This window comes from Pseudomonas sp. LjRoot277 (assembly GCF_964253845.1).
Taxonomy (GTDB): domain Bacteria; phylum Pseudomonadota; class Gammaproteobacteria; order Pseudomonadales; family Pseudomonadaceae; genus Aquipseudomonas.
Genome location: NZ_CAXURI020000001.1, coordinates 2,719,911 through 2,745,332, shown reverse-complemented (window position 1 = coordinate 2,745,332; position 25,422 = coordinate 2,719,911). Strand labels below are relative to the sequence as shown.

The 25,422-nt window shown below is 60.7% G+C and carries 20 protein-coding genes; 11 read left to right on the top strand and 9 right to left on the bottom strand.

Annotated features, from left to right (window positions below):
- Nucleotides 1-33 precede the first annotated feature (33 nt).
- A complete protein-coding gene (locus tag ACSQ87_RS13125) occupies nucleotides 34-1,005 on the bottom strand; it encodes a zeta toxin family protein (protein ID WP_223433082.1) in 972 nt (323 codons plus the stop codon).
- Between the two features lie 425 nt (nucleotides 1,006-1,430).
- Here ACSQ87_RS13125 and ACSQ87_RS13120 point away from each other — a divergent pair, with 425 nt between their 5' ends.
- The 3 genes from ACSQ87_RS13120 (at nucleotide 1,431) to ACSQ87_RS13110 (ending at nucleotide 4,631) form a co-directional block, all read left to right on the top strand.
- The gene (locus ACSQ87_RS13120) at nucleotides 1,431-2,294 is read left to right on the top strand and encodes a LysR family transcriptional regulator (RefSeq protein WP_033061633.1); all 864 of its coding nucleotides are present in this window, start codon (nucleotides 1,431-1,433) and stop codon (nucleotides 2,292-2,294) included.
- 106 nt (nucleotides 2,295-2,400) lie between these two features.
- Complete coding sequence (locus tag ACSQ87_RS13115; RefSeq protein WP_223433083.1) at nucleotides 2,401-3,546, top strand: SRPBCC family protein; 1,146 nt, start codon at nucleotides 2,401-2,403, stop codon at nucleotides 3,544-3,546.
- Entirely contained in the window at nucleotides 3,543-4,631 is a 1,089-nt protein-coding gene (locus ACSQ87_RS13110; RefSeq protein ID WP_223433084.1) for an SMP-30/gluconolactonase/LRE family protein, read from the top strand. The genes ACSQ87_RS13115 and ACSQ87_RS13110 overlap by 4 nt, the downstream gene beginning before the upstream one ends.
- A gap of 129 nt (nucleotides 4,632-4,760) precedes the next feature.
- On the opposite strand, the gene ACSQ87_RS13105 is transcribed toward ACSQ87_RS13110, so the two are convergent.
- Nucleotides 4,761-5,003 (bottom strand): DUF465 domain-containing protein, encoded by a 243-nt coding sequence (locus ACSQ87_RS13105; RefSeq protein ID WP_046048501.1) that lies wholly within the window; start codon nucleotides 5,001-5,003, stop codon nucleotides 4,761-4,763.
- Nucleotides 5,004-5,220: 217 nt separating this feature from the next.
- Here ACSQ87_RS13105 and ACSQ87_RS13100 point away from each other — a divergent pair, with 217 nt between their 5' ends.
- Complete coding sequence (locus tag ACSQ87_RS13100) at nucleotides 5,221-5,742, top strand: DUF4142 domain-containing protein (protein ID WP_150655635.1); 522 nt, start codon at nucleotides 5,221-5,223, stop codon at nucleotides 5,740-5,742.
- Nucleotides 5,743-5,890: 148 nt separating this feature from the next.
- Here the strand turns inward: ACSQ87_RS13100 and uvrA are convergent, their stop codons facing one another.
- From uvrA to ACSQ87_RS13085, 3 genes are all read right to left on the bottom strand, one after another.
- Nucleotides 5,891-8,509, bottom strand: a complete 2,619-nt coding sequence (uvrA, locus tag ACSQ87_RS13095; protein ID WP_436273663.1) for an excinuclease ABC subunit UvrA — start codon at nucleotides 8,507-8,509, stop codon at nucleotides 5,891-5,893.
- A gap of 180 nt (nucleotides 8,510-8,689) precedes the next feature.
- Nucleotides 8,690-10,801: a hybrid sensor histidine kinase/response regulator gene (locus ACSQ87_RS13090; RefSeq protein WP_223432512.1), complete on the bottom strand. Its 2,112-nt coding sequence runs from the start codon at nucleotides 10,799-10,801 to the stop codon at nucleotides 8,690-8,692.
- Between the two features lie 333 nt (nucleotides 10,802-11,134).
- Nucleotides 11,135-11,824, bottom strand: coding sequence for a GntR family transcriptional regulator (locus ACSQ87_RS13085; RefSeq protein ID WP_223432513.1), 690 nt, complete (start codon nucleotides 11,822-11,824; stop codon nucleotides 11,135-11,137).
- 140 nt (nucleotides 11,825-11,964) lie between these two features.
- Here ACSQ87_RS13085 and ACSQ87_RS13080 point away from each other — a divergent pair, with 140 nt between their 5' ends.
- The 7 genes from ACSQ87_RS13080 (at nucleotide 11,965) to ACSQ87_RS13050 (ending at nucleotide 19,332) form a co-directional block, all read left to right on the top strand.
- Nucleotides 11,965-13,050, top strand: a complete 1,086-nt coding sequence (locus ACSQ87_RS13080) for an ABC transporter ATP-binding protein (RefSeq protein ID WP_223432514.1) — start codon at nucleotides 11,965-11,967, stop codon at nucleotides 13,048-13,050.
- 1 nt (nucleotide 13,051) lies between these two features.
- Nucleotides 13,052-13,969 (top strand): ABC transporter permease, encoded by a 918-nt coding sequence (locus ACSQ87_RS13075; RefSeq protein ID WP_223432515.1) that lies wholly within the window; start codon nucleotides 13,052-13,054, stop codon nucleotides 13,967-13,969.
- Complete coding sequence (locus tag ACSQ87_RS13070; protein WP_046048507.1) at nucleotides 13,966-14,754, top strand: ABC transporter permease; 789 nt, start codon at nucleotides 13,966-13,968, stop codon at nucleotides 14,752-14,754. The genes ACSQ87_RS13075 and ACSQ87_RS13070 overlap by 4 nt, the downstream gene beginning before the upstream one ends.
- 37 nt (nucleotides 14,755-14,791) lie before the next feature.
- Nucleotides 14,792-15,844, top strand: coding sequence for an extracellular solute-binding protein (locus ACSQ87_RS13065; protein ID WP_223432516.1), 1,053 nt, complete (start codon nucleotides 14,792-14,794; stop codon nucleotides 15,842-15,844).
- Between the two features lie 132 nt (nucleotides 15,845-15,976).
- Nucleotides 15,977-17,173, top strand: coding sequence for an amidohydrolase family protein (locus ACSQ87_RS13060; protein ID WP_223432517.1), 1,197 nt, complete (start codon nucleotides 15,977-15,979; stop codon nucleotides 17,171-17,173).
- The gene (locus ACSQ87_RS13055; protein WP_223432518.1) at nucleotides 17,170-18,657 is read left to right on the top strand and encodes an amidohydrolase family protein; all 1,488 of its coding nucleotides are present in this window, start codon (nucleotides 17,170-17,172) and stop codon (nucleotides 18,655-18,657) included. Before ACSQ87_RS13060 ends, ACSQ87_RS13055 begins: the two co-directional genes overlap by 4 nt.
- A 12-nt stretch (nucleotides 18,658-18,669) precedes the next feature.
- A complete protein-coding gene (locus ACSQ87_RS13050; protein ID WP_223432519.1) occupies nucleotides 18,670-19,332 on the top strand; it encodes a flavin reductase family protein in 663 nt (220 codons plus the stop codon).
- A 217-nt stretch (nucleotides 19,333-19,549) separates the two neighbouring features.
- On the opposite strand, the gene ACSQ87_RS13045 is transcribed toward ACSQ87_RS13050, so the two are convergent.
- The 4 genes from ACSQ87_RS13045 to lexA are packed head-to-tail and all read right to left on the bottom strand — an operon-like array spanning nucleotide 19,550 to nucleotide 25,281.
- The gene (locus tag ACSQ87_RS13045) at nucleotides 19,550-22,648 is read right to left on the bottom strand and encodes an error-prone DNA polymerase (RefSeq protein ID WP_223432520.1); all 3,099 of its coding nucleotides are present in this window, start codon (nucleotides 22,646-22,648) and stop codon (nucleotides 19,550-19,552) included.
- Nucleotides 22,624-24,039, bottom strand: coding sequence for a Y-family DNA polymerase (locus ACSQ87_RS13040; RefSeq protein WP_223432521.1), 1,416 nt, complete (start codon nucleotides 24,037-24,039; stop codon nucleotides 22,624-22,626). Before ACSQ87_RS13040 ends, ACSQ87_RS13045 begins: the two co-directional genes overlap by 25 nt.
- A gap of 7 nt (nucleotides 24,040-24,046) precedes the next feature.
- Nucleotides 24,047-24,664 (bottom strand): translesion DNA synthesis-associated protein ImuA, encoded by a 618-nt coding sequence (imuA, locus tag ACSQ87_RS13035; RefSeq protein ID WP_033061610.1) that lies wholly within the window; start codon nucleotides 24,662-24,664, stop codon nucleotides 24,047-24,049.
- Nucleotides 24,664-25,281: a transcriptional repressor LexA gene (gene lexA, locus ACSQ87_RS13030; RefSeq protein ID WP_223432522.1), complete on the bottom strand. Its 618-nt coding sequence runs from the start codon at nucleotides 25,279-25,281 to the stop codon at nucleotides 24,664-24,666. The genes imuA and lexA overlap by 1 nt, the downstream gene beginning before the upstream one ends.
- Nucleotides 25,282-25,422: the final 141 nt, after the last annotated feature.

Below are 25,422 nucleotides of genomic sequence, written 5' to 3'. Positions count from 1 at the left end.
CCGTTTATTTTTATACGATGGCTTTCCTGTGTATTAACGAATGGCGTATTTAAGAATGTAAGAATAGAGGTTGTTCACTGCCAACTCCGCATCCATCCGATCCAGCTGAAGAGTACCCGCCAGAGCAGCGTGACATTCAAGCACCATCTTTTCACGACCATAACGGTGAAAGATCGCTCCATCGGCAATATCGGAAAACGCCTTGTATACCCCGAACAGGACAGCACCGGACGTGTATTCAATACGTACCTGATTTATGGCCACCGGCACCGAAACACTCCCGTTGTGTATCGGCTGCGGCGTCAACTCCCCGACTTTTACGCACTGACTGCGGCAAATCTGCCTGCTTCTTTTATCGGTACCAAAGTTACGGTCATACAACGTAATTTCCGAACCTTGTACCTTGGAACAGGCTTCTTCGAAGGCAGTCAGCACCGCCTTGGCATTCGCCATGCCCGCATCTATGTCCCGTAGCGAAACGAAGCGTTCCAGCTTGTTCCCCTTCACGCTGTCCAGTGCCCGCACGATGGTCGACACGTGCGCAAAATCTTTTTTGCTCGCGATGACATGAACCTCATACTCATAGAGACAAGCATGCTCACCCGTTTGAAAACCAGCAAACTCACGGGTTTCAAGGCCAGCCTCCATGATAATGCTGTACTTGTCTTCAAGGGACTTATCAAAGATCATCGCCCCCAGATCCCTGACAAACGCTTCAGTCTGCTTGTAGGCATATACCACGCCATGCTTCTCGATCTCGTCGTAGTGCGGATGACGGGTGCGATATTCAGGCTCGTACAGCGGGACGTAATTTGAATAACGGGAAGTTTTGAGCAACTCATTGAGCAAATGCGTTTTACCCGCGCCCTCCACGCCAACGACCACCAGCATCTTTGGCACAGATTCATCGTCCGCACCTGGCGTTCTGGACGCGAACAACTCTTCTTCCATTTCATGGAAAACTTTTTCTACATCCTGTTTCGTATAAGCATATTTATTCGACACTGGCTGAAATTCCTTTTCAGTTGAAATAAGTCCTTTAAATAATCATGACTTCGACACGGTAAAAGTTATTGACAATCGCCGAAGCCATTCAAAAGACAACTCAAGCTAAAACCATTTTGTTACATCGAACAACCAAGAAGATCATGCAAAACATTTCAAAAAATCGTCAACCGTAACTCCGGAAAAACCCCCTACAGAGCAAGCAGCAATGGACTACCTAACACACATCATCAAGTATCGCACTCAGCGAAACTTCATCGCCGCATCAACGAATCCCCCTATGCTCAACTTGACAAAATCCCTTCCAGAAACACCCTGTTTCTTATAAACCAATGACGCCATTTCAAACTCGAAGACCGGCCTGCGAGGTATCCGTTGCCAGCCCCTGCTCTTACAATGCCTGCACCTCCGACACCGGCCGCCCCATGGACATCGATCTCGCCCGCACCTTTCTGGAAATCGTCCGCCACGGCAGCCTTGCCGCAGCCGCCGAAAAACTCCACGTTACCCAGACCGCGATCACGGCGCGGGTACAGAAACTCGAAAGCCAGCTAGGCAGTACGTTGTTCGTGCGCAACCGCGCCGGTGCACGCCTGACGCCTAACGGTGAAGCCTTCGTGGTCTACGCCAATCAACTGGTCGAAACCTGGGAAGCGGCGCGACGGGACTTGCCGTTGCCCGAGGGTTACCGCGACGTGTTGCACATCGGTGGCGAGGTCAGTCTGTGCAACCCGCTGATGCTCAGCTGGGCCGGTGCGCTGCGCGAGAAGATCCCCAGCCACGCCCTGCGCATGGAAATCCGTGACGGTGAAAACCTGCTGCGCCAACTGGAACTGGGGGTTCTGGATGCGGCGCTGGTTTACCAGCCCGAGTATTGGCCACGCCTGCAAGTCGAACAGGTGCTGGAAGAAAAACTGGTCCTTATCCGCCTGGCGGCAAGACCCGATCCCTACGTGTACATCGACTGGGGCCCGGACTTCCGCCGCCAGCACGATGCGGCCCTGCCGGAAAAAGCCAAAGCCGCATTGAGCTTCAACCTCGGCCCACTGGGCTTGCAGTACATTCTGGAAAACGGCGGCAGCGGCTACTTCCGCACCCGGGTGGTCCAGAGCTATCTGGAAAGTGGTGTGCTGGAGCAAGTGCCTAAAGCCCCGGAGTTCAGCTATCCGACTTATCTGGTTTACTCCCGCGACCGCGACTCGGCGACCTTGCAACGAGCCTTCGACCTGCTGCGCGAAGTGATCAAATCCGACGATGACTGGTCGCAACGCTGGAACCCGCTGACCTGAATCCGGTTTGCACCGAAGCATGGCGGTTGCGTCCTCAAGGTTAGGCCAGCCAAAACGCCGGGATCGTCTAATCTGCTGGAGATAACAAAAACAACAGGTGAACGCAGTGAGGCAGACCACCGAAGCATTCCGCGCCCGCTACCGCGCCGACATTCATCCGCTCTACAACCCATGGCTGCACGGCGCTTTTGTGTTGCTGTTCGGGTTGCTGGCCATCGGCGGATTCTGGAGCACCGTACACCAGGTGCAGCCACTGGAATGGCTGGCGATGCCGTTGACGTTGTTGTTCTTCAACTTCGGCGTGTACATGGTCCATCGACACCTGGGGCATCACAAAAAAAACTTCGCGCGAATGTTCTACGCACGCCATGCCGGCGACCATCACAGCTTTTTCGCCCCCGGCCACATGACCTACGACAGTGTCCGGGACTGGCGGGTGATTCTGTTTCCAGCCTGGCTGATCGTGTTGCACACGGTCGTCATCACCCTACCCGTCTGGTGGCTGCTTGAGCAGTTCGATACCAACGTCGCCGGGTTGTTCGGCGGCTGCCTGGTCCTCGGCTACCTGACCTATGAAGTGTTCCATGCCTGCGAGCACCTGCCAGCGGAGAACCCCGTCACACGCTTGCCATGGATCCGCCAGATGCGCCGCCTGCATGAACTGCATCACCGTCGTGAGCTGATGCAGGAACGCAATTTCAATATCGTTTTTCCGCTGATGGACTACCTGTTCGGCACCCTCTATTGGGAACCGGAGCCGACGGATCTGCACCCGACGAGAACGACCATGACCCGCATGCAGCATCAGATCGACATTGCTGGAGACCCGATTGACGTGCTCGCCTATGCCAGCACCGTGGCCCGTTGGCCGGAGTGGCATCCCTCGTCCCTCAAGGTCGATGGCCAGAGCGGTCCGCTGCATGCCGGGGGGCGGTTCGAGGAAGACATCAAGGCGGGCGGGCGTGAGGGACACCTGCATTGGGAGGTTAACGAATACCTGCCAGGACGCCGCTGGAGTGCCTGGGCCCATGACGATCACGGGTTGTCTTTAGTGGTGACTTACGAGTGCGAGGCCCGGGGCGATGGCACACGCTTTGTGCGCACCCTGGAGTATCAGTTCAGCGGCCTGGCGATGCGCATTGCCAATCGACTGCTGCTCAAGCGGCGCATCGATCGTGAGTCGGCGGCGTCGATGCTGGCGTTGCGCGAGATGGCGCAAAAACAATTGGCCCCGGCAGGAGTCGGCGCATGAGTCGAACCGTCAAGTTTCGCCATCTGTTGTTGCTGATAATCGTTGCCATCGGCGCTTTTCTGCTGCTGATGCCGACCAAGGTTCAGCCGGTGGCCTGGACACCGACACCGGCACCCTCTCTCACCAGCGGCATCTACGCCGACAATCAGCGCCTAAAAGGCGTGGAGCGCGTCGGCGCCGCAGATATCGACGGGCCGGAAGCGTTGCTGCTGGAGGAAAACGTTCTCATCACGGGTTTGCATGACGGCCGACTGATCCGTACCAGCCTCGACGGCAAGGTCACCAAGGTCCTGGCCGATACGGGCGGCAGACCCTTGGGCCTGGCCCGTCATCCCAATGGTCTGCTGGTGATTGCCGACGGGGTCAAGGGCTTGCTGTCACTGGATGCCCAGGGCCGATTGATTGCATTGACCACGGCGGCCAACGGCGTGCCCTTCGGTTTCACCGACGACGTGGCGATCGACAAATCCGGGCACTACGCCTATTTCAGTGATGCCTCCAGCCGCTTTGGCTACGGCAGTGACGGCGAAGCGATCATCGAGCATGGCGGCGATGGCCGCTTGCTGCGTTATGACTTCCAGACCGGCAAAACCGCGGTCCTGCTGGATAAGCTGGAATTCGCCAACGGCGTGACGCTGGGACCGGACGATGCCTTTGTATTGGTCAACGAAACGGGCGCCTATCGTATCAGTCGTTACTGGCTGAGCGGGCCCAAAGCCGGCACCCGAGATCTATTCATCGACAACTTGCCAGGGTTGCCGGACAACCTCGCGTTCAATGGCCGCGACCGCTTCTGGGTGGCGCTTTATGCACCGCGCAACGCATTGCTCGATGCCACCGCACCGCATCCCTTCGTGCGCAAAATGATCGTGCGAGCCATGACTGTCCTGCCTAAACCGGTGGAGAAACGCGCCTTCGCGCTGGGCCTGGATCTGGACGGTAAAGTCATCGCAAACTTGCAGGACGGTAGCCGCGACAACTACTCGCCAATCACTACCGTTCGCGAGTATGGGGATTGGTTGTATTTCGGGTCGTTGAAGGCCAGACACATGGCGCGATTGCCGTTGAGTACCGCGCTGGATTGATGGTGGTGCGTTCGGTCATGGGGCACCTCGCATGGAGCCGTAAATTCGGACTCTGAACATTCGAGGTGCCGGTATTTATCGCCGTTCCAATTTTTCAGTCACCGGTCGTCGGTGACCAGACAGGGCGCGTCAGGACGGCGTCTGGAGTCGATCAACGATCTTTTGCTTAACCTCCACGCGCTTCGCCTTGAGCTTCTTCAATGCGTCATCACTGGGCGCATCCGATTTTGCGGACTCAGCCTTTACGACCTCGGCATCCGCCTGCGAATACTTGTTGATCAGTGAATCCAGTAACGGATCCTTGGTGCGTTTTTGCTGGATATCTTCCTTTGAAAGCTTGAGATCCTGATAAAGGTCGTGTGGCACCGGCATGGAACACCTCCGTTTGTTGATCGGAGGCAAACGCGATCAATTGCGTTCACCAACTATCAGAATGGCCTCGGTTAGCCCGTTCTGTCGACCGCCTATCAGACCAGCGGTGCCCGTTCGTCGCCCTGCCGCAAACGCAATAAAACCTTTGCCCGCTCGTCGGCCTCCACACGTTAACGATCAATCGATCGCCCATGAAAACCTGTGTGGAGAAAAACCAATGGACGGACTTACCCTGCGCCACCTCACGTTGGCCGTTGCCTTGAGCACCAGCATGGGCACGGCTTTCGCCGCCACTTCCAATGACTTCGTCGACAGCGCGGCCGCGGGCGGTATCGCGGAAGTCGAAACGAGCCGACTGGCCCTGGAAAAAAGCTCATCGGCGGACATCAAGGCATTCGCCAACATGATGATTACCGACCATTCCAAGGCCAACGATGAACTGGCGGCGCTGGCGAAAAAGAATGACATCGAGGTACCGGACAGCACGACGCTGGTCAAACAGGCAAAAGAGAAAATCCTCGACTTGCGCGATGAATCCTTCGATGCGGCCTACGCCAACAATCAGGTGAAGGCTCACGAAGACACTATCGAACTGTTCAAGAAAGAAGCCAACACGGTGACGGACGACAGAACCAAAGGCGCCACGGACTTGAAAGGTTTCGCGCAAAAAATGCTGCCAGCGCTGAAGAAGCATCTGGATATGGCGAAAAAACTCCAGGCTGCTCATCCGAGCAAATAACCCTTGTCTAGTCCTGAAACAGGTTTACACCTGTTTCACCCCAACGCCCGATGCACCGCATCGGGCGTTTTGTATTTCAGGGACAGGGTTCCATCGCAAGGCCGAATCAAAATCAAAAGATCGGGCCGCGTTCGGACGATCTTTTGATTTAGCCCAGGGTTCTGGCCAAAAAGGGTGCCGTCCGGCTCTTTTTACTCTTGGCCACTTTCTGCGGCGTGCCGCTGACGACAATCTTCCCGCCCTGATCCCCCGCCCCCGGGCCGATGTCGATCACCCAGTCACTCTGCGCCACCACACGCATTTCATGTTCGACGACGATCACCGTATGCCCCGCCGTCACTAGCGTATTCAACTGTTCGAGCAAGCGATCGACATCCCTTGGGTGCAAACCGGTGGTGGGCTCGTCGAGCACATACAACGTTGCCCCACGCTGGCTGCGTTGCAGCTCGGTGGCCAGTTTGATCCGTTGGGCTTCACCGCCCGACAGCTCGGTCGCCGGCTGGCCGAGGCGCAGGTAACCCAGGCCGATATCGCGCAGCACCTCCAGCGAGCGGCGAATACCCGGTTGCTCGGCAAACACCGTGACCGCCTCGTCCACCGTCAGTTGCAACACCTGGGCGATGTTCAACCCTTGCCAGATGATTGCCAGCGTCTCGGGGTTGTAGCGCGCACCGTGACAGGTCGAGCACGGTGCATAGACGCTGGGCATGAACAGCAACTCGACGCTGACAAAGCCTTCGCCTTCGCAGGTCGAGCAACGGCCCTTGGCGACGTTGAAGGAAAACTGGCCCGCGTCGTAACCCTCGGCCTGCGCTTCAGGAGTGGCGGCGTACAGTTTGCGCACGTTGTCGAACAGCCCGGTGTAGGTCGCCAGGTTCGAGCGCGGTGTGCGGCCAATGGGTTTCTGATCGACTTGCACCAGGCGCTTGATCGATTCCAGTCCCGCCGAGACCTGACCGCCGCTGACTTGCGGTGCGTCGTCCTCAAGGCTCAACTCTTGCGGTTCGCTATCGCTTGCCGCGCGCCCGAGATGCGCGCCCACCAGTTCCAGCAGCGCCTGACTGACCAGGCTCGATTTACCGGAACCGGAGACGCCCGTCACCGCGGTAAAACAGCCCAGCGGAAACTCGACGCTGAGGTTGTTCAGGTTATTGCGAGTGATACCTTCCAGCCGTAGCCAATCGTTCGCCTTACGGCTGGCTTGGGGCTGAGCGACCTGCTCGGCGAACAGATAAGCGCGCGTCTGCGAGTTCGTCACCTGCGCCAACCCTGGCGGCGGTCCGCTGTACAGGACTTGGCCGCCATGCTCGCCGGCCGCCGGACCCACGTCGATCAGCCAGTCGGCGCGGCGCATGGTTTCCAGGTCATGTTCGACCACGAACAAGGTGTTGCCGGCAGCCTTCAGGCGTTGCAGCGCTTCGAACAATGCTTCGCCATCCGCCGGGTGCAATCCGGCCGACGGTTCATCCAGCACGTAGATAACGCCGAACAACTGCGAACCCAATTGCGTGGCCAGACGCAGACGCTGCAACTCACCGGACGACAGCGTCGGCGTGCTGCGTTCCAGTGCCAGGTAACCGAGCCCCAGATCGGTCAACGTGCTGACCCGTTCCAGCAAGTCCTGAGCGATCCGCTGTGCGGCCAGGCGTTTCTCCACCGACAGGTTCGGTGTGTGGCGCACATCCGGCGCGTTGGCGTGACCACTGGCACCGTGGGCCACTCGTTGCTCGCGGGCCTCGCGGGTCTGGTCGTGCGTCAATACCTCACCCGCCGCCTCGGTCTGTTCGAGGTAGCTGTGAGCGGCCACGGGTTTCAATACTTCGGCCACTTGCAGTAACGGCATCTGCGACAACTCGCCGATGTCGTAACCGGCAAAGGTCACCGACAACGCCTCGCGCTTGAGCCGTTTTCCATCGCACAACGGGCACTGGCTGCCGAGCATGAATTGCGAGACGCGCTTCTTCATCAGCGCGCTTTGGGAATGGCTGAAGGTGTGCAGGATGTAGCGCCGGGCGCCGGTGAACGTGCCCTGGTAGCTCGGTTCCATTTTTCGTTTGAGCGCGACTCTGGTTTCTTCGGGGGTGAGCCCGGCATACACCGGCACCGTGGGTGTTTCTTCGGTGAAGAGAATCCAGTCGCGCAGTTTTTTCGGCAGATCGCACCAGGGTTTGTCGACGTCGTAACCCATCGTCACCAGGATGTCGCGCAGGTTCTGTCCCTGCCAGGCGGTGGGCCAGGAGGCGACCGCGCGCTGGCGAATGGTCAGGCTCGGGTCCGGGACCATCAACGCTTCGGTGACTTCATACACCCGCCCCAACCCATGACATTCGGGGCACGCGCCTTGGGGCGTGTTGGGCGAAAAATCTTCGGCATACAGCATCGGCTGCCCCGGCGGATAACTGCCGGCCCGGGAGTACAGCATGCGGATCAGGCTCGACAACGTCGTCACGCTGCCCACCGAAGAGCGCGTGCTCGGCGTCCCTCGTTGTTGCTGGAGCGCCACCGCCGGCGGTAAGCCTTCGATGGAGTCGACGTCCGGCACCCCGACCTGATCGATCAGGCGCCGCGCATAAGGCGCCACGGATTCGAAATAGCGGCGTTGCGCTTCGGCGTAGAGGGTCGAGAACGCCAACGACGACTTCCCCGAACCGGACACGCCAGTGAACACCACCAGGGCATCCCGGGGGATGTCGACATCGACGTTTTTGAGATTGTGTTCCCGGGCGCCGCGCACCCTGACCATGCCGGAGGGAGGGTTGGAAGTCATGGACCAGCCTTGATTCGAGGGTTCTAAGGAATGATTGATAGCGTGGGTCCGTACTCGATCAAAATGTGGGAGCGGCGGTGCGGCGATCCGACTTGCTCGCGAAAGCGGTCTCTCAGTTGACATCTCTGTCGACTGACACGGCCCCTTCGCGAGCAAGCCCGCTCCCACATTTTAATTGCGTCAGCCGTTGAGGACGGTGCGGACCATCTGTGTGAGCGCCTCGGGACCATAGGGTTTGCTCAGCAAATAAGTATCCGGGCTGAGTTGGTGATTGCGCGAGATAATGTCACGGGTGTGGCCCGAGGTGAACAGCACGGCCACCGGCGGCGTCTGCACCTTGGCCCAAGCGGCCAGGTCCGAGCTTTTGATCAGGCCGGGCATGACCACATCGGTGAAAATCAGGTCGACCACGGCGCCATCCAGCAACATCTGCATCGCGACGTCACCGTTGGCCGCCGTCAGCACTTGATAACCCTCTTCGTTCAGCAACTCCACTGCTGAGCTGCGCACCGCCTCGTTGTCCTCGACCACCAGAATGGTTTCGTGTCCGCCTCGCTGTTGCGGATCATGACGTGTCGTTTCGTTGAGCATCGGGCGCAGGCTGCGAGGGAAGTACAGCTGCACCCGAGTGCCCTGCCCGACCACGCTGGAAATCTCGATATGCCCGCCACTTTGCTTGACGAAACCGAACACCATGCTCAGGCCCAGACCCGTGCCCTGGCCATCGGCCTTGGTGGTAAAAAACGGTTCGAATGCCTGTGCGAGTACCTGCGGCGACATGCCGATACCCTTGTCAGCCACCGCTACGCAGACATAGTCGCCGGCGACGATGCCCTTGCCAGCACAAAACTTGCCATCAAGGGCAATGTTCTCGGCGCTCAGGTCAATGGTCCCCTCGCCGTTGATGGCGTCACGGGCATTGATCGCCAGATTGAGAATCGCGTTTTCCAGTTGATTGCGGTCCACGTAGATGTGCCAAAGGGCTTCGGCCGCAGTGACATTGATCTGAATGGTTTCCCCCAGCGCCCGCTGCAACAACTCCCCGAGTCCATCGAAGACCTGGCGCAGGTCGCAGACCGCTGGCGACAAGGGCTGACGACGGGCGAACGCGAGCAGTTGCGACGACAGTTTGGCGCCGCGCTCGACCGCGGCAATCGAAGCGCTGACCCGGCGCTGCACGTTGGCGTTGTCCGGCTCATGCCGCGCCAGCAAGTGCAGGTTGCCGGCGATCACCTGCAACAGGTTGTTGAAGTCATGGGCCACGCCGCCGGTGAGGCCGCCGATGGCTTCAAGTTTCTGCGATTGACGCAATTGCTCTTCAGCGGCCAGCCGCGCTTCGACTTCGTCGGCAACGCGTTGCTCCAGATTACGGGTGAACTTGAGCAGGGATTCTTCGGCGGTCTTGCGTTCGTGGATATCGATCAACACCCCGGGAAAACGGAACGGCTCGCCCTGTTCATTGAACTCGCAGCCACCACTCGCCTGCACCCACAGATAACTGCCATCCGGGCGCAAGACCCGATACTCGGCGTTAAAGGGTTCACCGGTTTCCACTGATCGATTGACCTGCTCCTGCACCCAGCTGCGGTCATCGGGATGGATCCGTGCTTCGACGATGCCCATTGGCAGGTCGGCCAGGTTTTGCTCCGGCGGGTAGGAAAAGGTACGGGCGAAACGCTCATCACCGGAGAGCACATTGTCCTTGATGTCCCAGACAAACGAGCCGAGCAAAGCCCCGGCATTGAGTGCCAGGCGCACCCGTTCGTTGTCGGCGTGATAGGCGTCCTCGGCGGCCTGGCGGCGGCGCTCGGAAATCACATGTTCAGTGGTCTCGACCACCATCGCCATGACCCCGGCCGGTTTCCCGTCATCATCCGCCACCGGGCTGTAATAGAGGTCCAGCCAGACGTCTTCGGGAACCCCGTCGCGCAGCAGCTCCAGGACTTTGTTGCGATAGGACAAGGTGCCGCCGGCCAGGCAGGTATCGACCACATGCCGATTGAATTCGGCGACTTCCGGCCAGCCCAGCTCCACCGGGGAACCCAACAGGTAAGGATGGCGGCCACCGGCAAACTTCGAATACGCGTCGTTGTAGATCATGTAACCCGGTCGACCCCACAGCATCACCATCGGCAATGGGGACGCGAGCATCAACTGCACCGCGCTGCACAGGCTTCCGGGCCAGGTCTCCATGTTCCCAAGCTCAGTCAGGCTCCAGTCGAACGCGCGGATGCGCCCGGCCATTTCACCGTTCCAGCCTGCACACCCATGGCTATCGTCTAGAAACTGCATCGACTGACTCTGTATCCCTGTAGATGACTGGCTTAAGGGATCGCAACGGCATGAGGACGGTGCGTGCCCGTTTGTTTCGAGCATCGCCGTCGCCAATCGTTTCATAGAGGTTAGCTGATTCTTGATTTGCAGATTTTTATGGCAATGGAGTTTGCCATGGGGAGGAACCTTGTAGCAGCTGTCGAGCAGCGCGAGGCTGCGTTCGGCGGCGCAGCCGTCGTAAACCCTGCATCCGAGTTTGTCCTGACACACCGTGGTGTTTGATTTCACGACGGCTTCGCCGCCGAACGCAGCCTCGCGCTGCTCGGCAGCTGCTACACGGTTTCAGCGTGGCTATACCTCGATCAGGTGCTTGAGCGGGTGGTAGCCGGTTTTCAGCGTGGCGGCGACGTCGAGAATGGCCTTCTCGATGCCATTCAAATGCATGCAGGTCAGTTCGATCGCGGCGCTCTGGTTGCCGGCTTCGATGTACTCGATCAGCCGCAGGTGTTCGTCGTCGCGGCAAACCTCGTGGCTGTCGTCATCCAGCGCGGCGGCGTACAGCGAGGCGCGGGAAATCAGCTTGCGGAACCAGTCCAGCAACACCGGATTGTTCAGGCTTTGCGCGAGCTTGATATGGAACTCACCAAGCAGATGAATCAACCGTTCATGGTCGCCACTGCGGTGCGCTTCATCCTCCAGTAACAGGTGATCACGCAGGTCCTGGGTCACGGCAGTATCACGACGACGACAGAGCTCAGTGACGATGCCGATCTCGATCAGGCGCCTCGTCTCGAACAGCGAACGGATCTCTTCGTCACTGGGCAACGACACCGACGCCCCTTTGTTGGGCTCGGTGGTGACCAGGCCATCGGCCTCCAACTGTTTGAGCGCGGCACGAACCGACGTTCGGCTGACATTAAAAAGTTCGGCCAATGACGCTTCGCCGAGCTTCATCCCGGGACGCAATGAACGTTTGCTGATCGCCTCGTAAACCCCTTGGTAGACGCGGTCGACCGTGGTCTCGAGTTTTTTCTCGGTCATCTGAACACTCCTTTAGCGCTAAACAACCGGCCCCAGGCGATGAGCAGCCTTTGAAAAAGGGGGTTGCACGAGCAGATTAATCCGGTTATTTCTAGATTGCATCCAGATATTGCATACAATAATTAGAGGAATGCACCATTATGGGTCATCCAACAGCGATTGAAGTGCGTAACGTCTCCAAGCGGTATTCCGACGATCCGGGGCTGGCTCCAGCCCTCGACAACGTTTCAGTCGACATTGCCGACAATGAATTCTTCACCCTGCTCGGCCCTTCCGGCTGCGGCAAGACCACTTTGTTGCGGACCATCGCCGGCTTCGAACAGGTCAGCGAGGGCGAGATCCGTCTGGCGGGCGAACCGGTCAATGATTTGCCACCGTTCAAGCGCCGGGTCAACACAGTATTCCAGAGCTACGCGCTGTTTCCGCACATGAGTGTCGCGCAGAATATCGCCTTCGGCCTCGAGATGCAGGGTCTTGATCGCAAGCAAATTGCCCAGCGCGTCGATGAGATGCTGGCGCTGGTGCAAATGCAACACCTGGCCGAGCGCAAACCGGCCGAGTTGTCCGGCGGCCAGCAGCAGCGCGTGGCCCTGGCCCGGGCCCTGGCGCCGAAGCCCAAAGTGCTGTTGCTCGACGAACCGCTGTCGGCGCTGGACTTGAAGCTGCGCAAGGAAATGCAGGTCGAACTCAAGCGCGTACAGAAGGAAGCCGGGATCACCTTCATTTTCGTCACCCACGATCAGGAAGAAGCCCTGACCCTGTCCGACCGTATCGCCGTGATGTCCGCCGGCAAGATCCTGCAAATCGGCACACCGAACGATATCTACGAACGACCGCAACACCAATTCGTTGCGCAGTTTATCGGCGACATCAACTTCCTCCCCGGCCACCTCAAGCGCGGCCAGCAGAACGAAAAACTGTTCGTGCCGAGCGGCATGCCGGTGGAAATCCCTTGCCCGGCTCAAGGCTTCGATGGCGCCAGCGTGCAACTGGCGTTCCGCCCGGAACGCTCGCAATTGGTCGACCTGGCGCAACCGCATCACCTGCGCGGCGTGATTGAAGCGGTGTTGTATGTCGGCACCGCGACCCTTTACCAGTGCCGCTTGAACAACGACATCAAGGTCATGTTGCGCGAGAACAACGAAGGCCTGAACCACGGTCGGGTGGTCGGTGATCGCGTCGCGGTCAACCTGCCGCCCCACGCCTGCCTGTTGATGGAGGCCTGAGATGAGCGTCAGCAGTACTTCTCCCGCCCTCAACCGTGCGCTGTTGCTCAGCCCGGTGGTTCTGACTTTGCTGGCGCTGATCGCCATTCCGCTCGGCATCATGGGCTACATCAGCCTGTTGCCGCGCAACGTGTATGGCGGTGTCGACTGGCAGGCCGACTGGCAATTGCAAAGCTATGTGCAGCTGTTTTTCCAGGAAGGTTTCGACGGTGAACTGGAACTGAACTGGGTCTACGCCCAGGCGCTGTTGCGCTCGGTGTTCCAGGCCGGTGGCACCACGTTGCTGTGTTTTCTGTTCGGCTTCCCGGTGGCGTTGTGGATGTCGAGCCTGACACCGCAACGGCGCAACCTCATGGTGTTGCTGATCACCATTCCGTTCTGGACCAACCTGCTGATCCGCAACTACGCGTGGCTGATCATCCTGCGCGAGCATGGCTGGGTTGCTCAGAGCCTCAACGCGCTGTTCCCGCAGGCCGGTGGCATCACCCTGCTCTACAACGACTTCGCGGTCAGCGTCGGGCTGGTCTACAGCTTCCTGCCGTTCATGATTTTGCCGATCTACTCGACCCTCGAAAAACTCGACTGGCGTCTGGTGGAAGCGGCTTACGACCTCGGCGCCAATCGCTGGCATGCGTTGCGGCGGATCATCCTGCCGCTGTCGATGCCCGGCGTAATTGCCGGCGCGCTGTTGGTGTTCGTGCCGAGCCTCGGCGCCTTCATCACCCCGGCGATTCTCGGCGGCGGCAAGACGCTGATGATCGGCAACCTGATCCAGCAACAGTTCGGCACGGCGCGCAACTGGCCGCTGGGCAGTTCGCTGTCGTTCCTGTTGCTGGGGATTCTGCTGCTGTCCCTGGTGCTTTATACCCTCTACAGCCGCAGCGTCGCCAAAACTCTACGCCGTGGAGCCACCGCATGATCGCCCTGCACCTGAAAAAACTACCGCTGACCCGCGAAGTCAGCCTGCTCATCCTGGCGTATCTGTACGTGCCGATATTCGTGCTGATCGCCTACAGCTTCAACGCCAACCGTTCGGCCACGGTGTGGACCGAGTTCTCCTTTGCCTGGTACGGAAGGATTCTGGCCAACCCGTCGATCCAGACCGCCGCGCTGAACTCGATCATCGTCGCCGGCATCGCCACGGTCTGCGCCACGGCCATTGCCTTGCTCGCGGCGCTGGCGACGTACCGGCCGTTCTATGGACAGAAGATGGTCGAGGGCGGGATCAACCTGCCGCTGATCCTGCCGGAGATCGTCACCGCCGTGGCCACGCTGCTGCTGTTCATGGCGCTGGGGATCAAGCTCGGTTTGCTGACGGTGATCGTCGCGCACATCGGCTTCTGCATTCCTTTCGCCTATCTGCCGATCCGCGCGCGACTCAATGACCTGGACAAGAGCCTGCTGGAGGCGGCGAACGATTTGTACGCCAACCCGTGGCAGGTGTTTCGCCGGGTCACCTTGCCGCTGTTGTGGCCGGCGGTGTTGTCCGGTTCGGTGCTGGCGTTCGTGGTCAGCCTCGACGATTTCATCATGACCTTCTTCGTTGCCGGCCCAGGTTCGACGACGTTGCCGGTGTACATCTTCTCGGCGATCAAGTCCGGTGTCACGCCGGAGATCAACGCGATTTCGACCCTGATGCTGGTGATTTCCATCGTGCTGGTGGTGCTGGCCTTCTGGCTGGGACAGCGCGGCAAAAACCAATGAGCCTTTGTCCTTCGTGGTACTTCTGGAGCGTACATCTATGAGCATCAAAAGCATGCGTTTCGCTGTCGCCGGTCTGGCCCTGAGTTGCTTCACGGCGTTCACCGCGCAGGCCGCCGAACCCAAGGAATTGTTCTTCTACAACTGGACCGACTACTACCCGGTCGATCTGCTGGCCAAGTTCGAAAAGGAGACCGGGATCAAGGTCACCATGGACGGCTACGACAGCAACGAAACCCTGCTGGCCAAGTTGCAGGCCGGCGGCGCAGCGTATGACGTGATCGTGCCGTCGCAATCGATCATGCGCACGTTGATCAACCAGAACCTGCTACTGCAAATCGACGCGTCGGCCTTGCCCAACTTCCAGTACGTCAAACCGGCGTTCCGCAACCCGGGTTTCGACCCGGGCCGCAAGTTCTCCGCCCCGTACCTGTGGGGCACCACCGGGTTTTCCTATGACAGCGCGCGGGTGCCCGGCGGCAAACTGGATGACTCGTGGAAAGAGTTCTTCGAACCGCGCAAGGAACTTGAAGGCCAACTCGCCGCCCTCGACACCTCCAGCAGTGTGATCAACGCCGCCAGCCATTACCTGAACGTCGACGAATGCAGCGAAAACCCGCAGGACGCCAAGCGCATTCTGGAGCTGCTGAAAAAACAGAAACCGCACTTGAAGATGTACAGCTCGGACAACACCGTCGACCGCATGGCCTCCGGTGAAGTGATCATGATGCAGAACTGGAACGGCTCCACCGCCCGGGCCACGTTGCAAAAAAGCACCATCAAGTACGTGTACCCGCGCGAAGGCCTGGCGATGTTCCAGGACAACTTCGCCGTACCGAAAAGCGCCCCGCACCCTGGCAACGCGAAGATCTTCATCGACTGGATGATGAAGCCGGAAAACGCCGCCGCCGTGTCCAACGCCATCGCCTACGCCAACGGCATCCAGAGCGACAAACTGATCGACGCCAAATGGCGGGTGATGGACGCGATCAACATGCCCGACGAGTTCGCCTCGCGCCTGCGGCCGGAGAAAGAGTGCAGCAACAAGGCACGCGAGCTGCAGGACCGGATCTGGTCGAAGCTCAAGGGTTGATCCGAGACCGCGTCGCGGCCTTCGCGAGCAAGCCCGCTCCCACAGGGGATTTGTGATCACAACAAATCCAGTGTGGGAGCGGGCTTGCTCGCGAAGAGGCCCTCCCACACAACACAGAGTTTGAGGTATGCAATGAATCAACCCCGCTGGCTGCGCAACGTGCGGTCCTACGGTTCAACCGCCGAAGACCTATTGATCGAAAACGGCCTGTTCAAGCAACGCCGCCCAGCATCAAACGCTGCCCTGACCCCCACCGACATCGACGGCCAAAACCAGCTCCTAACCCCTGCCCTGGTTGAAAGCCACGTCCATCTCGACAAAACCCTCTGGGGTCAACCCTGGCGCCCGAACAGCGCCGGCCCGACGCTCAAGGACTACATCGCCAACGAGCGCCGCGTGCTGCGTGAAGTCCAGGCACCGATTGCCCAGCGCGCTGGCGCCCTGCTGGAAAACTGCATCGCCCGTGGCTCGCTGACGATGCGTTGTCACGTCGACATCGACCCGGAATTCGGCCTGCGCCATGTCGAGGCCATGCAACAGCTGCGCGAAGGCTACCGCGACCTGATCGACCTGCAACTGGTGGTGTTCCCGCAAACCGGCCTGATCAGCCGCCCCGGCACCGCCGAACTGATGCGCGAAGCGATGGCCCTGGGCGTGGAAAACGTCGGCGGCCTCGACCCGTGTGGCATCGACAACGACCCGATCGCGCAGCTCGACTTCGTGTTTAAGCTGGCCAGCGAATTCGAGCGTGGCGTCGACATTCATTTGCATGACAAGGGCGAACTGGGCCTGTGGCAGATCGCACTGATCGCCGACTACACCGAACGCTTCGGGCGTCAGGGTCGGGTGATGATCAGCCACGCGTACTGCCTGGGGATGTTGCCGTGGAGCCAGGTCAAACCGGTGGCCGAACGCCTGGCGGCGCTGGGCATTTCGCTGATGAGTTCGGCACCGGCCGATTGCGCGGTGCCGCCGTTCCTCGCCCTGCGCGAGGCCGGGGTGAATGTCTGCCTGGGTTCGGACGGCATTCGTGATGCCTGGTCGCCCATGGGCAACGGCGACATGCTGGAGCGGGCGATGCTGCTGGCCTTTCGTTTCGACTTGAACAAGGACGATGAACTGACGGCGGCGTTCGAAGCCGCGACGGTGAATGGCGCTCGGGCGTTGGGCTGTGAAGGTTATGGGCTGGAGATCGGCCTACCGGCGGACTTTTTGCTGATGCCGGTGCAGACGCTGAGTGAGGCGGTGGTGTCGCGTCCGGTGCGGCAGGTTTATCGCGGCGGTGAGTTGATCGCCTCCGGTGGCCGACTGCTGGAAAGCCGTTTGTGAAGCGCATTGGCCTCAAGAGCAGCTGCGTCGTTGGTTTCGACGGCGCCCGGCACGTGTTGTGGCGCGACGGCGAAGTGGTGTTCGAAGGTTCGCGTATCGTGTTTGTCGGGCGGGATTATCCGGGGCCGGTGGATCAGTGGATTGATTATGGCAACGCGTTGATCGGTCCGGGCTTCATCGATCTGGATGCACTCGGGGATCTTGATTCGACGGTGCTGACGCTGGACAACGGCGATGAACGCGACATGGGCCGGATGTGGTCCGAGGACTACCTGACGGCAGGTCCGCGAGAGAGTTACAGCCCGGATGAAGAAGTCTTCAAATACCGCTACGCCTTCACTCAGTTGATCCGCAATGGCATCACCACCGCCATGCCGATCACTTCGATGTATTACCGCGAGTGGGCCGAGACTTACGACGAGTTTTCTGCGGTGGCCGGCGTGGCGGCCGAGTTGGGGCTGCGGACTTACCTCGGCCCCTGCTACATGAGCAGTATGAGTTACTGGCGCGCCGATGGAAGCCTCGGGCATCACTGGGATGAAGCGCGAGGCATGGCCGGGCTCGACGCGGCTGTGCGGTTTTTCCATGATTTCGACGGCGCGCACGAGGGTTTGATTCGGGGCGCGCTGCTGCCGGACCGCATCCAGACCTGCACCCCGGCCCTGCTGCAACGCACTGCCGCGCTCAGCCTGGAACTGAACGCGCCGATGCGTTTGCATTGCTGCCAGGGGCTCGGTGAGGTGGCGATGGTCGAACATCTGCGCGGTACTTCGCCGCTGGGCTGGTTGCAGCAATTGAATCTGCTGACCCCGCGCAGTCTGCTGCCCCACGGCATCTACACCTCAGGCGATGACGATCTGCAACGCGTGGTGGATGGCGGCGCGAGTCTGGTGCATTGCCCGGTGGTGTTTGCCCGTGACGGCGAGGCGCTGAACTCCTTCGGTCGCTATCGGGCCAAGGGCATCAACTTCGCCTTGGGCACCGACACCTGGCCGGCGGATTTGCTGGAAAACATGCGCCAGGGTCTGAACATCGCGCGATTGATGGAAGGCAGTGGTTCTTTGACCCGCACGCTGGATTTTTACAACGCGGCCACTCTCGGCGGCGCCAAAGCCTTGGGCCGCGATGATCTGGGCCGCTTGGCACCGGGCGCCAAGGCCGACATCACGGTGTTCAGCCTTCGCGGCCTGCATTTGGGGCCGCTGTTCGACCCACTGAAAAACCTGGTTTTGGCCGGGCGCGGTGACGACTGCATCGCCAGCTACATCAACGGCCGCTGCGTGATGCAGGACGGTCAGGTGCAGTGCATCGACTACCCCGCACTGCAACGCCAGGCCCAACAACAATTCGAAAAACTGATGCGCAGCCACAGCGACCGGGCCTTCGGCCAACCGGACTGGAAAGGCCTGTTCAAACCGGCCATCCCGTTCGCTGACGACTACAGCGCACACGCGCCGCTGAGCGCGATTGATCCCCTTCTTTAGAGAGTCCTGCCCATGCAAAGCTTCGACTTCAGCCAACTGAGCCCACGAGACAAGTACAAGATTCTGATCGGCAGCGTGGTGCCACGGCCAATTGCCCTGGTCACCACCATCGACGGCGAAGGCCGGATCAACGCCGCGCCCTTCAGCTTCTTCAACGCCCTCTCGGCCGACCCGCCGATCCTCGCGTTGGGCGTGGAAAACTACGGCGACCAAAGCCCCAAGGACACCACGCGCAATATCCAGCTCAACCAGGAATTCACCGTAAACATTGTCAGCGATGCCCTGGTGGAAGCCATGAACGTCTGCGCCGTGCCGTTCGCCCCCGGTTTCGATGAACTCACGGCCGCCGGCCTCACCGCCATTCCCGGCTCCACGGTCAAATGCCCACGGATTGGGGAAGCACCGGTGGCACTGGAGTGTCGGCGGATGATGGCGCTGTCCATCGGACAGTCACGGGAGATTATCTTTGGCGAAGTGTTGATGGCGCATGTGCGTGATGAATTGATCGATCCGAAAACCCTGTATATCGATCAGCTCGGGCTCGATGCGATTGGCCGGATGGGTGGGCATGGGTATGCGCGCACGCGGGATTATTTCGATTTGCCGACACGCTCGTTGCAGGCGTGGACGGATGCGCCGGGGGGTGGGGAGCGGTTTTGGCCGTTGGGTAAATGAGGGCGTGGGTGTGTCAGGTAGATCCCCCCTCACCCTAACCCTCTCCCGGAGGGAGAGGGGACTAACCGAGGTGTGTGGCAATATACGTCGACCTGCTAAATCGAGTCGATTATGGATTCAATGCAAAACATTCATATCACAGTCAGTCATGAGATACCCACGGTCAGTCCCCTCTCCCTCCGGGAGAGGGTTAGGGTGAGGGAGCGATTTTGAATGCTCACCTAAAATCCCGGCTGCGCACGTTGATGCCATCCAGCAACGAACTCAAATCGCTCAACCGTCCGGCAATCAAATGCCGCACCTCGCCTTCCTTCTCCCAACGCCCATCGACCTTGAGCAATTGCGAGCCCACCAACACCTGGCGCTGCCGGTCGGCCAGGTCGCGCCAGACAATCACGTTGACGTTGCCGAACTCATCTTCAAGGGTGACAAAGGTCACACCACTGGCGGTGCCCGGGCGTTGTCGACCGGTCACCAGCCCGGCGACACTGACCGGTCGCCCATGCTCGACCTCCAGCAGTTCCTTCGAACTGCGGCAGCGCCGGGCTTTCAATTCTCCCCGCAACAACGCCAGCGGATGCGGGCCGAGCGTGGTGCCGACACTGTTGTAATCGGCTAGCAGGTCCTCGCCGACGGTGGGTCTGGGCAACGACACCGCGCCCTCCTCCTGACTCGGCAGACCGGCAAACAAGCCAAGCTGTTTCTGCACTCCCGCCACTTCCCAGCGCGCCCGATGACGGTCACCGGCCAGGCCACGCAGCGCACCGGCATCGGCCAGTTGCTCCTGGGCGCGGGCATCGAGCCGCGCCCGCTCGCCGAGGTCGGCAACGTCGATAAACGCCCCCTTCGACCGTGCGGCTTCGATGCGCCGGGCATCGTCCTCGCGAAAGCCCTTGATCATCCGCAACCCCATGCGAATCGCCGGCTGGGCTCCGGTGATCGGTTCGAGGCTGCAATCCCAGTCACTGGCGCGCACGTCCACCGGGCGAATCTGCAATTGATGCCGGCGCGCGTCCTGCAGAATCTGGTCCGGGCTGTAGAAACCCATGGGCCAGCTGTTGATCAGCGCACAGGCGAAGGCCGCCGGCTCGTGGCATTTCAACCAGCAACTGGCGTAGGTCAGCAAGGCGAAACTGGCGGCGTGGGACTCGGGAAAACCATAACTGCCAAAGCCTTTGATCTGCTCGAAGATCTGCGCGGCAAACTCCGCCGTGTAACCGTTTTTCTTCATCCCGGCGGCCAGGCGATCCTTGTGCGGCTCCAGCCCGCCGTGGCGTTTCCAGGCGGCCATGGAGCGGCGCAACTGATCGGCCTCGCCGGGGCTGTAGTCGGCGGCGACAATCGCAATCTGCATCACTTGTTCCTGGAACAGCGGCACGCCCAACGTGCGCTTGAGCACGGTTTCCAGTGCCGGGGACGGATAGACCTCCGGTTCTTCCTTGTTTCGGCGTCGCAGGTATGGATGCACCATCCCACCCTGAATCGGCCCCGGACGGACGATCGCCACTTCAATCACCAGATCGTAGAAATTCACCGGTTTGAGCCTCGGCAGCATCGACATCTGCGCCCGGGACTCGATCTGGAACACACCGATGGTGTCGGCACGGCCAATCATTTCGTAGGTGGGCGCGTCTTCGGACGGGATCGTCGCCAGGCTCAGGTCCCGATGGCGATGACGGCGCAACAGATCGAAACAGCGACGGATCGCACTGAGCATACCCAATGCCAGGATATCCACCTTGAGCAGCCCGACGGCATCGAGGTCGTCCTTGTCCCACTGGATGATGGTGCGCTCGGCCATGGCGGCGTTTTCCACCGGAACCAGGCTGTCCAGAGGCTGTTCGGAAATCACGAAGCCGCCGGGGTGCTGGGACAGGTGTCGAGGAAAACCGATCAACTGCCCCGTCAGGCTCAACACCCGGCGCAGCACCGGGCTCTCGGGATCGAACCCGCCTTCAAGCAGGCGTTCCACGGGCGGTGTTTCATCACTCCAGTGGCCACAGCAATCGGCCAGGGCGTTGATCTGATCCGGCGGCAAACCCAGGGCCTTGGCCACATCACGCACCGCGCCGGCCGCGTGATACGTGCTGACCACCGCCGTCAACGCCGCGCGGGTCCGGCCATAACGCTGGAACACGTACTGCAGGACTTCTTCGCGACGTTCGTGTTCGAAATCGACGTCGATGTCCGGCGGTTCGTTGCGCTCTTTGGAGAGAAAGCGCTCGAACAACAGCGTGGTGCGATCCGGATCGATTTCCGTGATGCCCAAGGCAAAGCACACTGCGGAGTTGGCCGCCGAACCACGGCCCTGACACAGGATTTTTTGCTCACGGGCGAATCGCACAATGTCGTGAACCGTCAGGAAATAGCTTTCGTAACCCAGTTCGGCGATCAGCTCCAGTTCCTTGTCGATCTGCGTCAGCACCTCGGCCTGCGGGCCTTTTGGCCAGCGCCACGCGATGCCCTCTTCGGTCAGATGCCGCAGCCAGGACGTGGCTGTCTGGCCTTCAGGGACCAACTCCCGGGGATATTGATAACGCAACTGACCGAGGTCGAAGGTGCAACGCCGGGCGATGTTCAGCGTTTCATCGAGCAGTGTTTGCGGGTAGATCGATTGCAGAGCCTCGAGACTGCGCACATGCCGCTCGCCATTGGGATGAAGACGCAGCCCGGCCTCCGCCACCGGCAGGTGATGACGGATCGCGGTCATGGTGTCCTGCAAGGCGCGCCGCCCACGAGCGTGCATGTGCACATCGCCGCTGGCCACTGCCGGGATTCGCAGTTCGCCCGCCAGGGTCAGCAGCGCAGCCAGCCGTCGGGTATCGTCCTGGCCGCGATGCAACTGGACGGCCAACCACAGGCAATCGACGAAGGCCTGTTTCAGCCAGTGGCCCTGCTCGACGTCATCGACCGCGTCCGGCACCCACAACGCCAACAGCCCCGGCAAGGGTTCACTGAAGTCCTCGCGCAGCACTTGATACTGGCCTTTCTGCGTGCGGCGCCGCGCTCGGGTAATCAGTCGGCACAGGGTCTGGTAACCCTCGAGGTTTTCCACCAGCAACACCAGTTTCGGACCGTTCTCGATGCGCACTTCGCTGCCGATAATCAGCGGCAGCTCCACGGATTTGGCCGCTTGCCAGGCGCGGACGATACCGGCCAGGGTGCATTCGTCGGTGATCGCCAAGGCCTGATAGCCCTGTTTTTTCGCCCGCTGAAAGAGTTCGAGGGCACTGGAAGCACCGCGCTGAAAACTGAAGTTCGACAGGCAGTGCAGCTCGGCATAGTCGACGCTCATGCGAACCAGCCCTGCAGCCACAACGGGCCGTCCTCACCGACCGCACGATAGGCCCAGCCCTGCTGGCCGGAACGGGTTTCGATCAGGAAGTAATCGCGGCGCACATCGTCGCCGTCCCACCAACCGGACTCAATGCGTTCCGGGCCCATCAGGATGCGCGTCGAACCTTCGTGTACCGCCAACGGTTCAGTCAGCAGCCAGCCCGGACGTTGCACCGCAGGCAGCCCTGCACAGCGCTGACTGTCGACACTGGCCTGCCACGCGCATTCCGGCCGGTAATCGGCCTGGAACCGCAAGCCCTGCACCGCGTCATCCCCCAACCGCGCGCGCAAGCGTTCGCGCAGTTGCTCCCAGGGCAAGGACTGCTGCGGGCGGTCGTCGAACAGCTCCTGACGCTGGGGAACGAAGGCCGGCAAGTCTTCGGCGCGCAGGCGAAAACCGCGCACCGGGGCCTCGACCTGAACGTGTTCCAACCGGCCCCGGGCCAGTTCAAAGAGCATCGCCGGATCACGTTCGGCGCTGAGCAGGCCGACCTTGATGACGGTGTCCGGCAACCCGGCGTGTTCCAGGTGCAGGTCGAAACGCTGCACGCCGCTGTCCCGACCGCAAAGAAACGCCGACAGGTCGCCGGTCAGCCGGCGTAACGGAAACAGCAGCGCCTGATGGGACTGCACGTCGAAGTTGAGCTCGATGCGCACATCGAAGCGGTCCGGCGGCAAGTAGAACGCCAGCGCCAGCCGCCGTAACCCGAGCAAGGCGTCCAGATGCTTGAGCACCTGAGCCTCGAAACGCCGGGCCAGACTATGGCGAGGCAACGCCTGAACCTGGCTCAAGGTGCGCAACCCCATGCGCGACAACGCGGTGGCAACGCTGGTTTCCAGCCCGATCCGGTCGATGGGCAACTGTCCAAGATGATGTTGTAAGGCTTGATCGTCAGGCACCACCAGACCGTCATAAGCGTTGGCCAGCACCCGTGCGGCCACCGGGTTGGGCGCGGCAACAATCCGATGGCGAAACCCCAGCTCGCCGAGCTCGGTCCGCAACCGCGCCTCGAATTGCGGCCAGGCGCCGAACAATCCCAGGCTGGATTCGATTTCAAACACCACCGCACGCGGGTAATGCACGCTGACTTGTGAACTGAATCGATAAGCCCAGGCGGCCAGAAACTGCTGCCAGTGCTCGATCTCGGCAGCGTCGTACTCAGCCGTGACAAACCCTTTGCTCAAGGCCTGGGCGGCGGTCATCGACTGGCCCGGACGCAAGCCCAGCGCCCGGGCCGAAGCGTTGACCGCTTGCAACACCCGACGCTGGGCCGGGCCGGTCAGCAGCGCCAGCGGCTCATCGGGATCGGCGCGCTGACGCAGTACCGCGTCCAGCGCCAATTGCGGGAAGAGAATGCAGACCCAGCGCATGGCAACCTCAATGTCCCACAGGGAAGGCAATCGGCGCCGAACGCGCCAGCCCACCCCGGCACTTGAGCACGCGCAATTGCGCAGGCCTGGCATCGATGGCGATGCGCAGGGCGGCGGGCGAAGGGTTGATCGCCTCATTGATCGAGCGGTAGGCGAACGCCAGGGTCGAGCCGGTTTCCGCCGCCACCTGCAAGCGCCGCAACGCCCGGTCATCGGCCTTGTGCGGCCAGCACAGCACTGCGCCGCAACTGCCCGAACGCAGGCATTGTTCCGCAGCCCACAAGGCATCGCGCTCGCTGGCCTGGATGATCGACAACTGACGCAGATCGACCCCGGCGTTCTGCCAGGCCTGGGGGTATGGCACGTAAGGCGGCGCCACCAGCACGATTCGTTCGCCCGCAGCGGACAACCGTGCCAGCGCCGGCCACACCAGTTGCAACTCGCCAACACCCTGCCCGGCCAAAAGGATTTCGGTCAGCGCCGCTTCCGGCCAACCACCCGTCGGCAACGCCGCATCCAGCGCGGCATGCCCGGTGGGTTGCGGGCTGACGGCCGGTGGCGCAGGCCGGCCCTTCCAGACCTGGCCGCCATTGAACAGCGTATCCAGCGCAACGACGGCGCCCATCACCCTTGCCTCACCAGACCGCAGAACACCCCTTCGATGGCCAGGTCCTGACTGGCTTCGACGATGATCGGCTGATAGGCCGGATTGCGTGGCAGCAATCGGACGACCTCGCCGACCCGCTCGAAACGTTTGATGGTGACTTCGCCGTCGAGTCGCGCGACGACGATCTGGCCGTTGACCGCCTCGGGATTGCGGTGCACGCCCACCAGGTCGCCGTCGAGAATGCCGTCTTCGATCATCGAGTCACCCTGGACCCGCAGCATGTAATCCGGCACCCGCGAGAAGATCGACGGGTCAAGCAGCAAGCGGCTGTGAACCTCGGCATCGGCACCGATCGGCGCACCCGCTGCCACCCGGCCGAGTACCGGGATGTCCAGCAATTCGGGCCGCGCCGGCTGCCCGAGCAAACGAATGCCCCGGGCCTGATGCGCATTGACCTCGATGAAACCGGCCTCAGTCAGCGCCAGCACATGCTTGCGCGCCACGCTACGGGAGGCGAAACCGAACGCCTCGCTGATTTCAGCGAGGCTCGGGGACTGGCCATGCTCGGCGATTCGATCGCGGATAAAGGTCAGGATGGCGGTACGGCGGGGAGTTAAAGTCGTCATGGAGTACATTTGTACTCTTTTGGCTTTTTTCTGGCAAGGACCGCCAGTCAGCTGGCGGTCGACCACACAACCTGAGGTAAACACCGATTAAATGTGGGAGCGGGCTTGCTCGCGAATGCGGTTCAACATTCAACATTGATGTCGACTGAC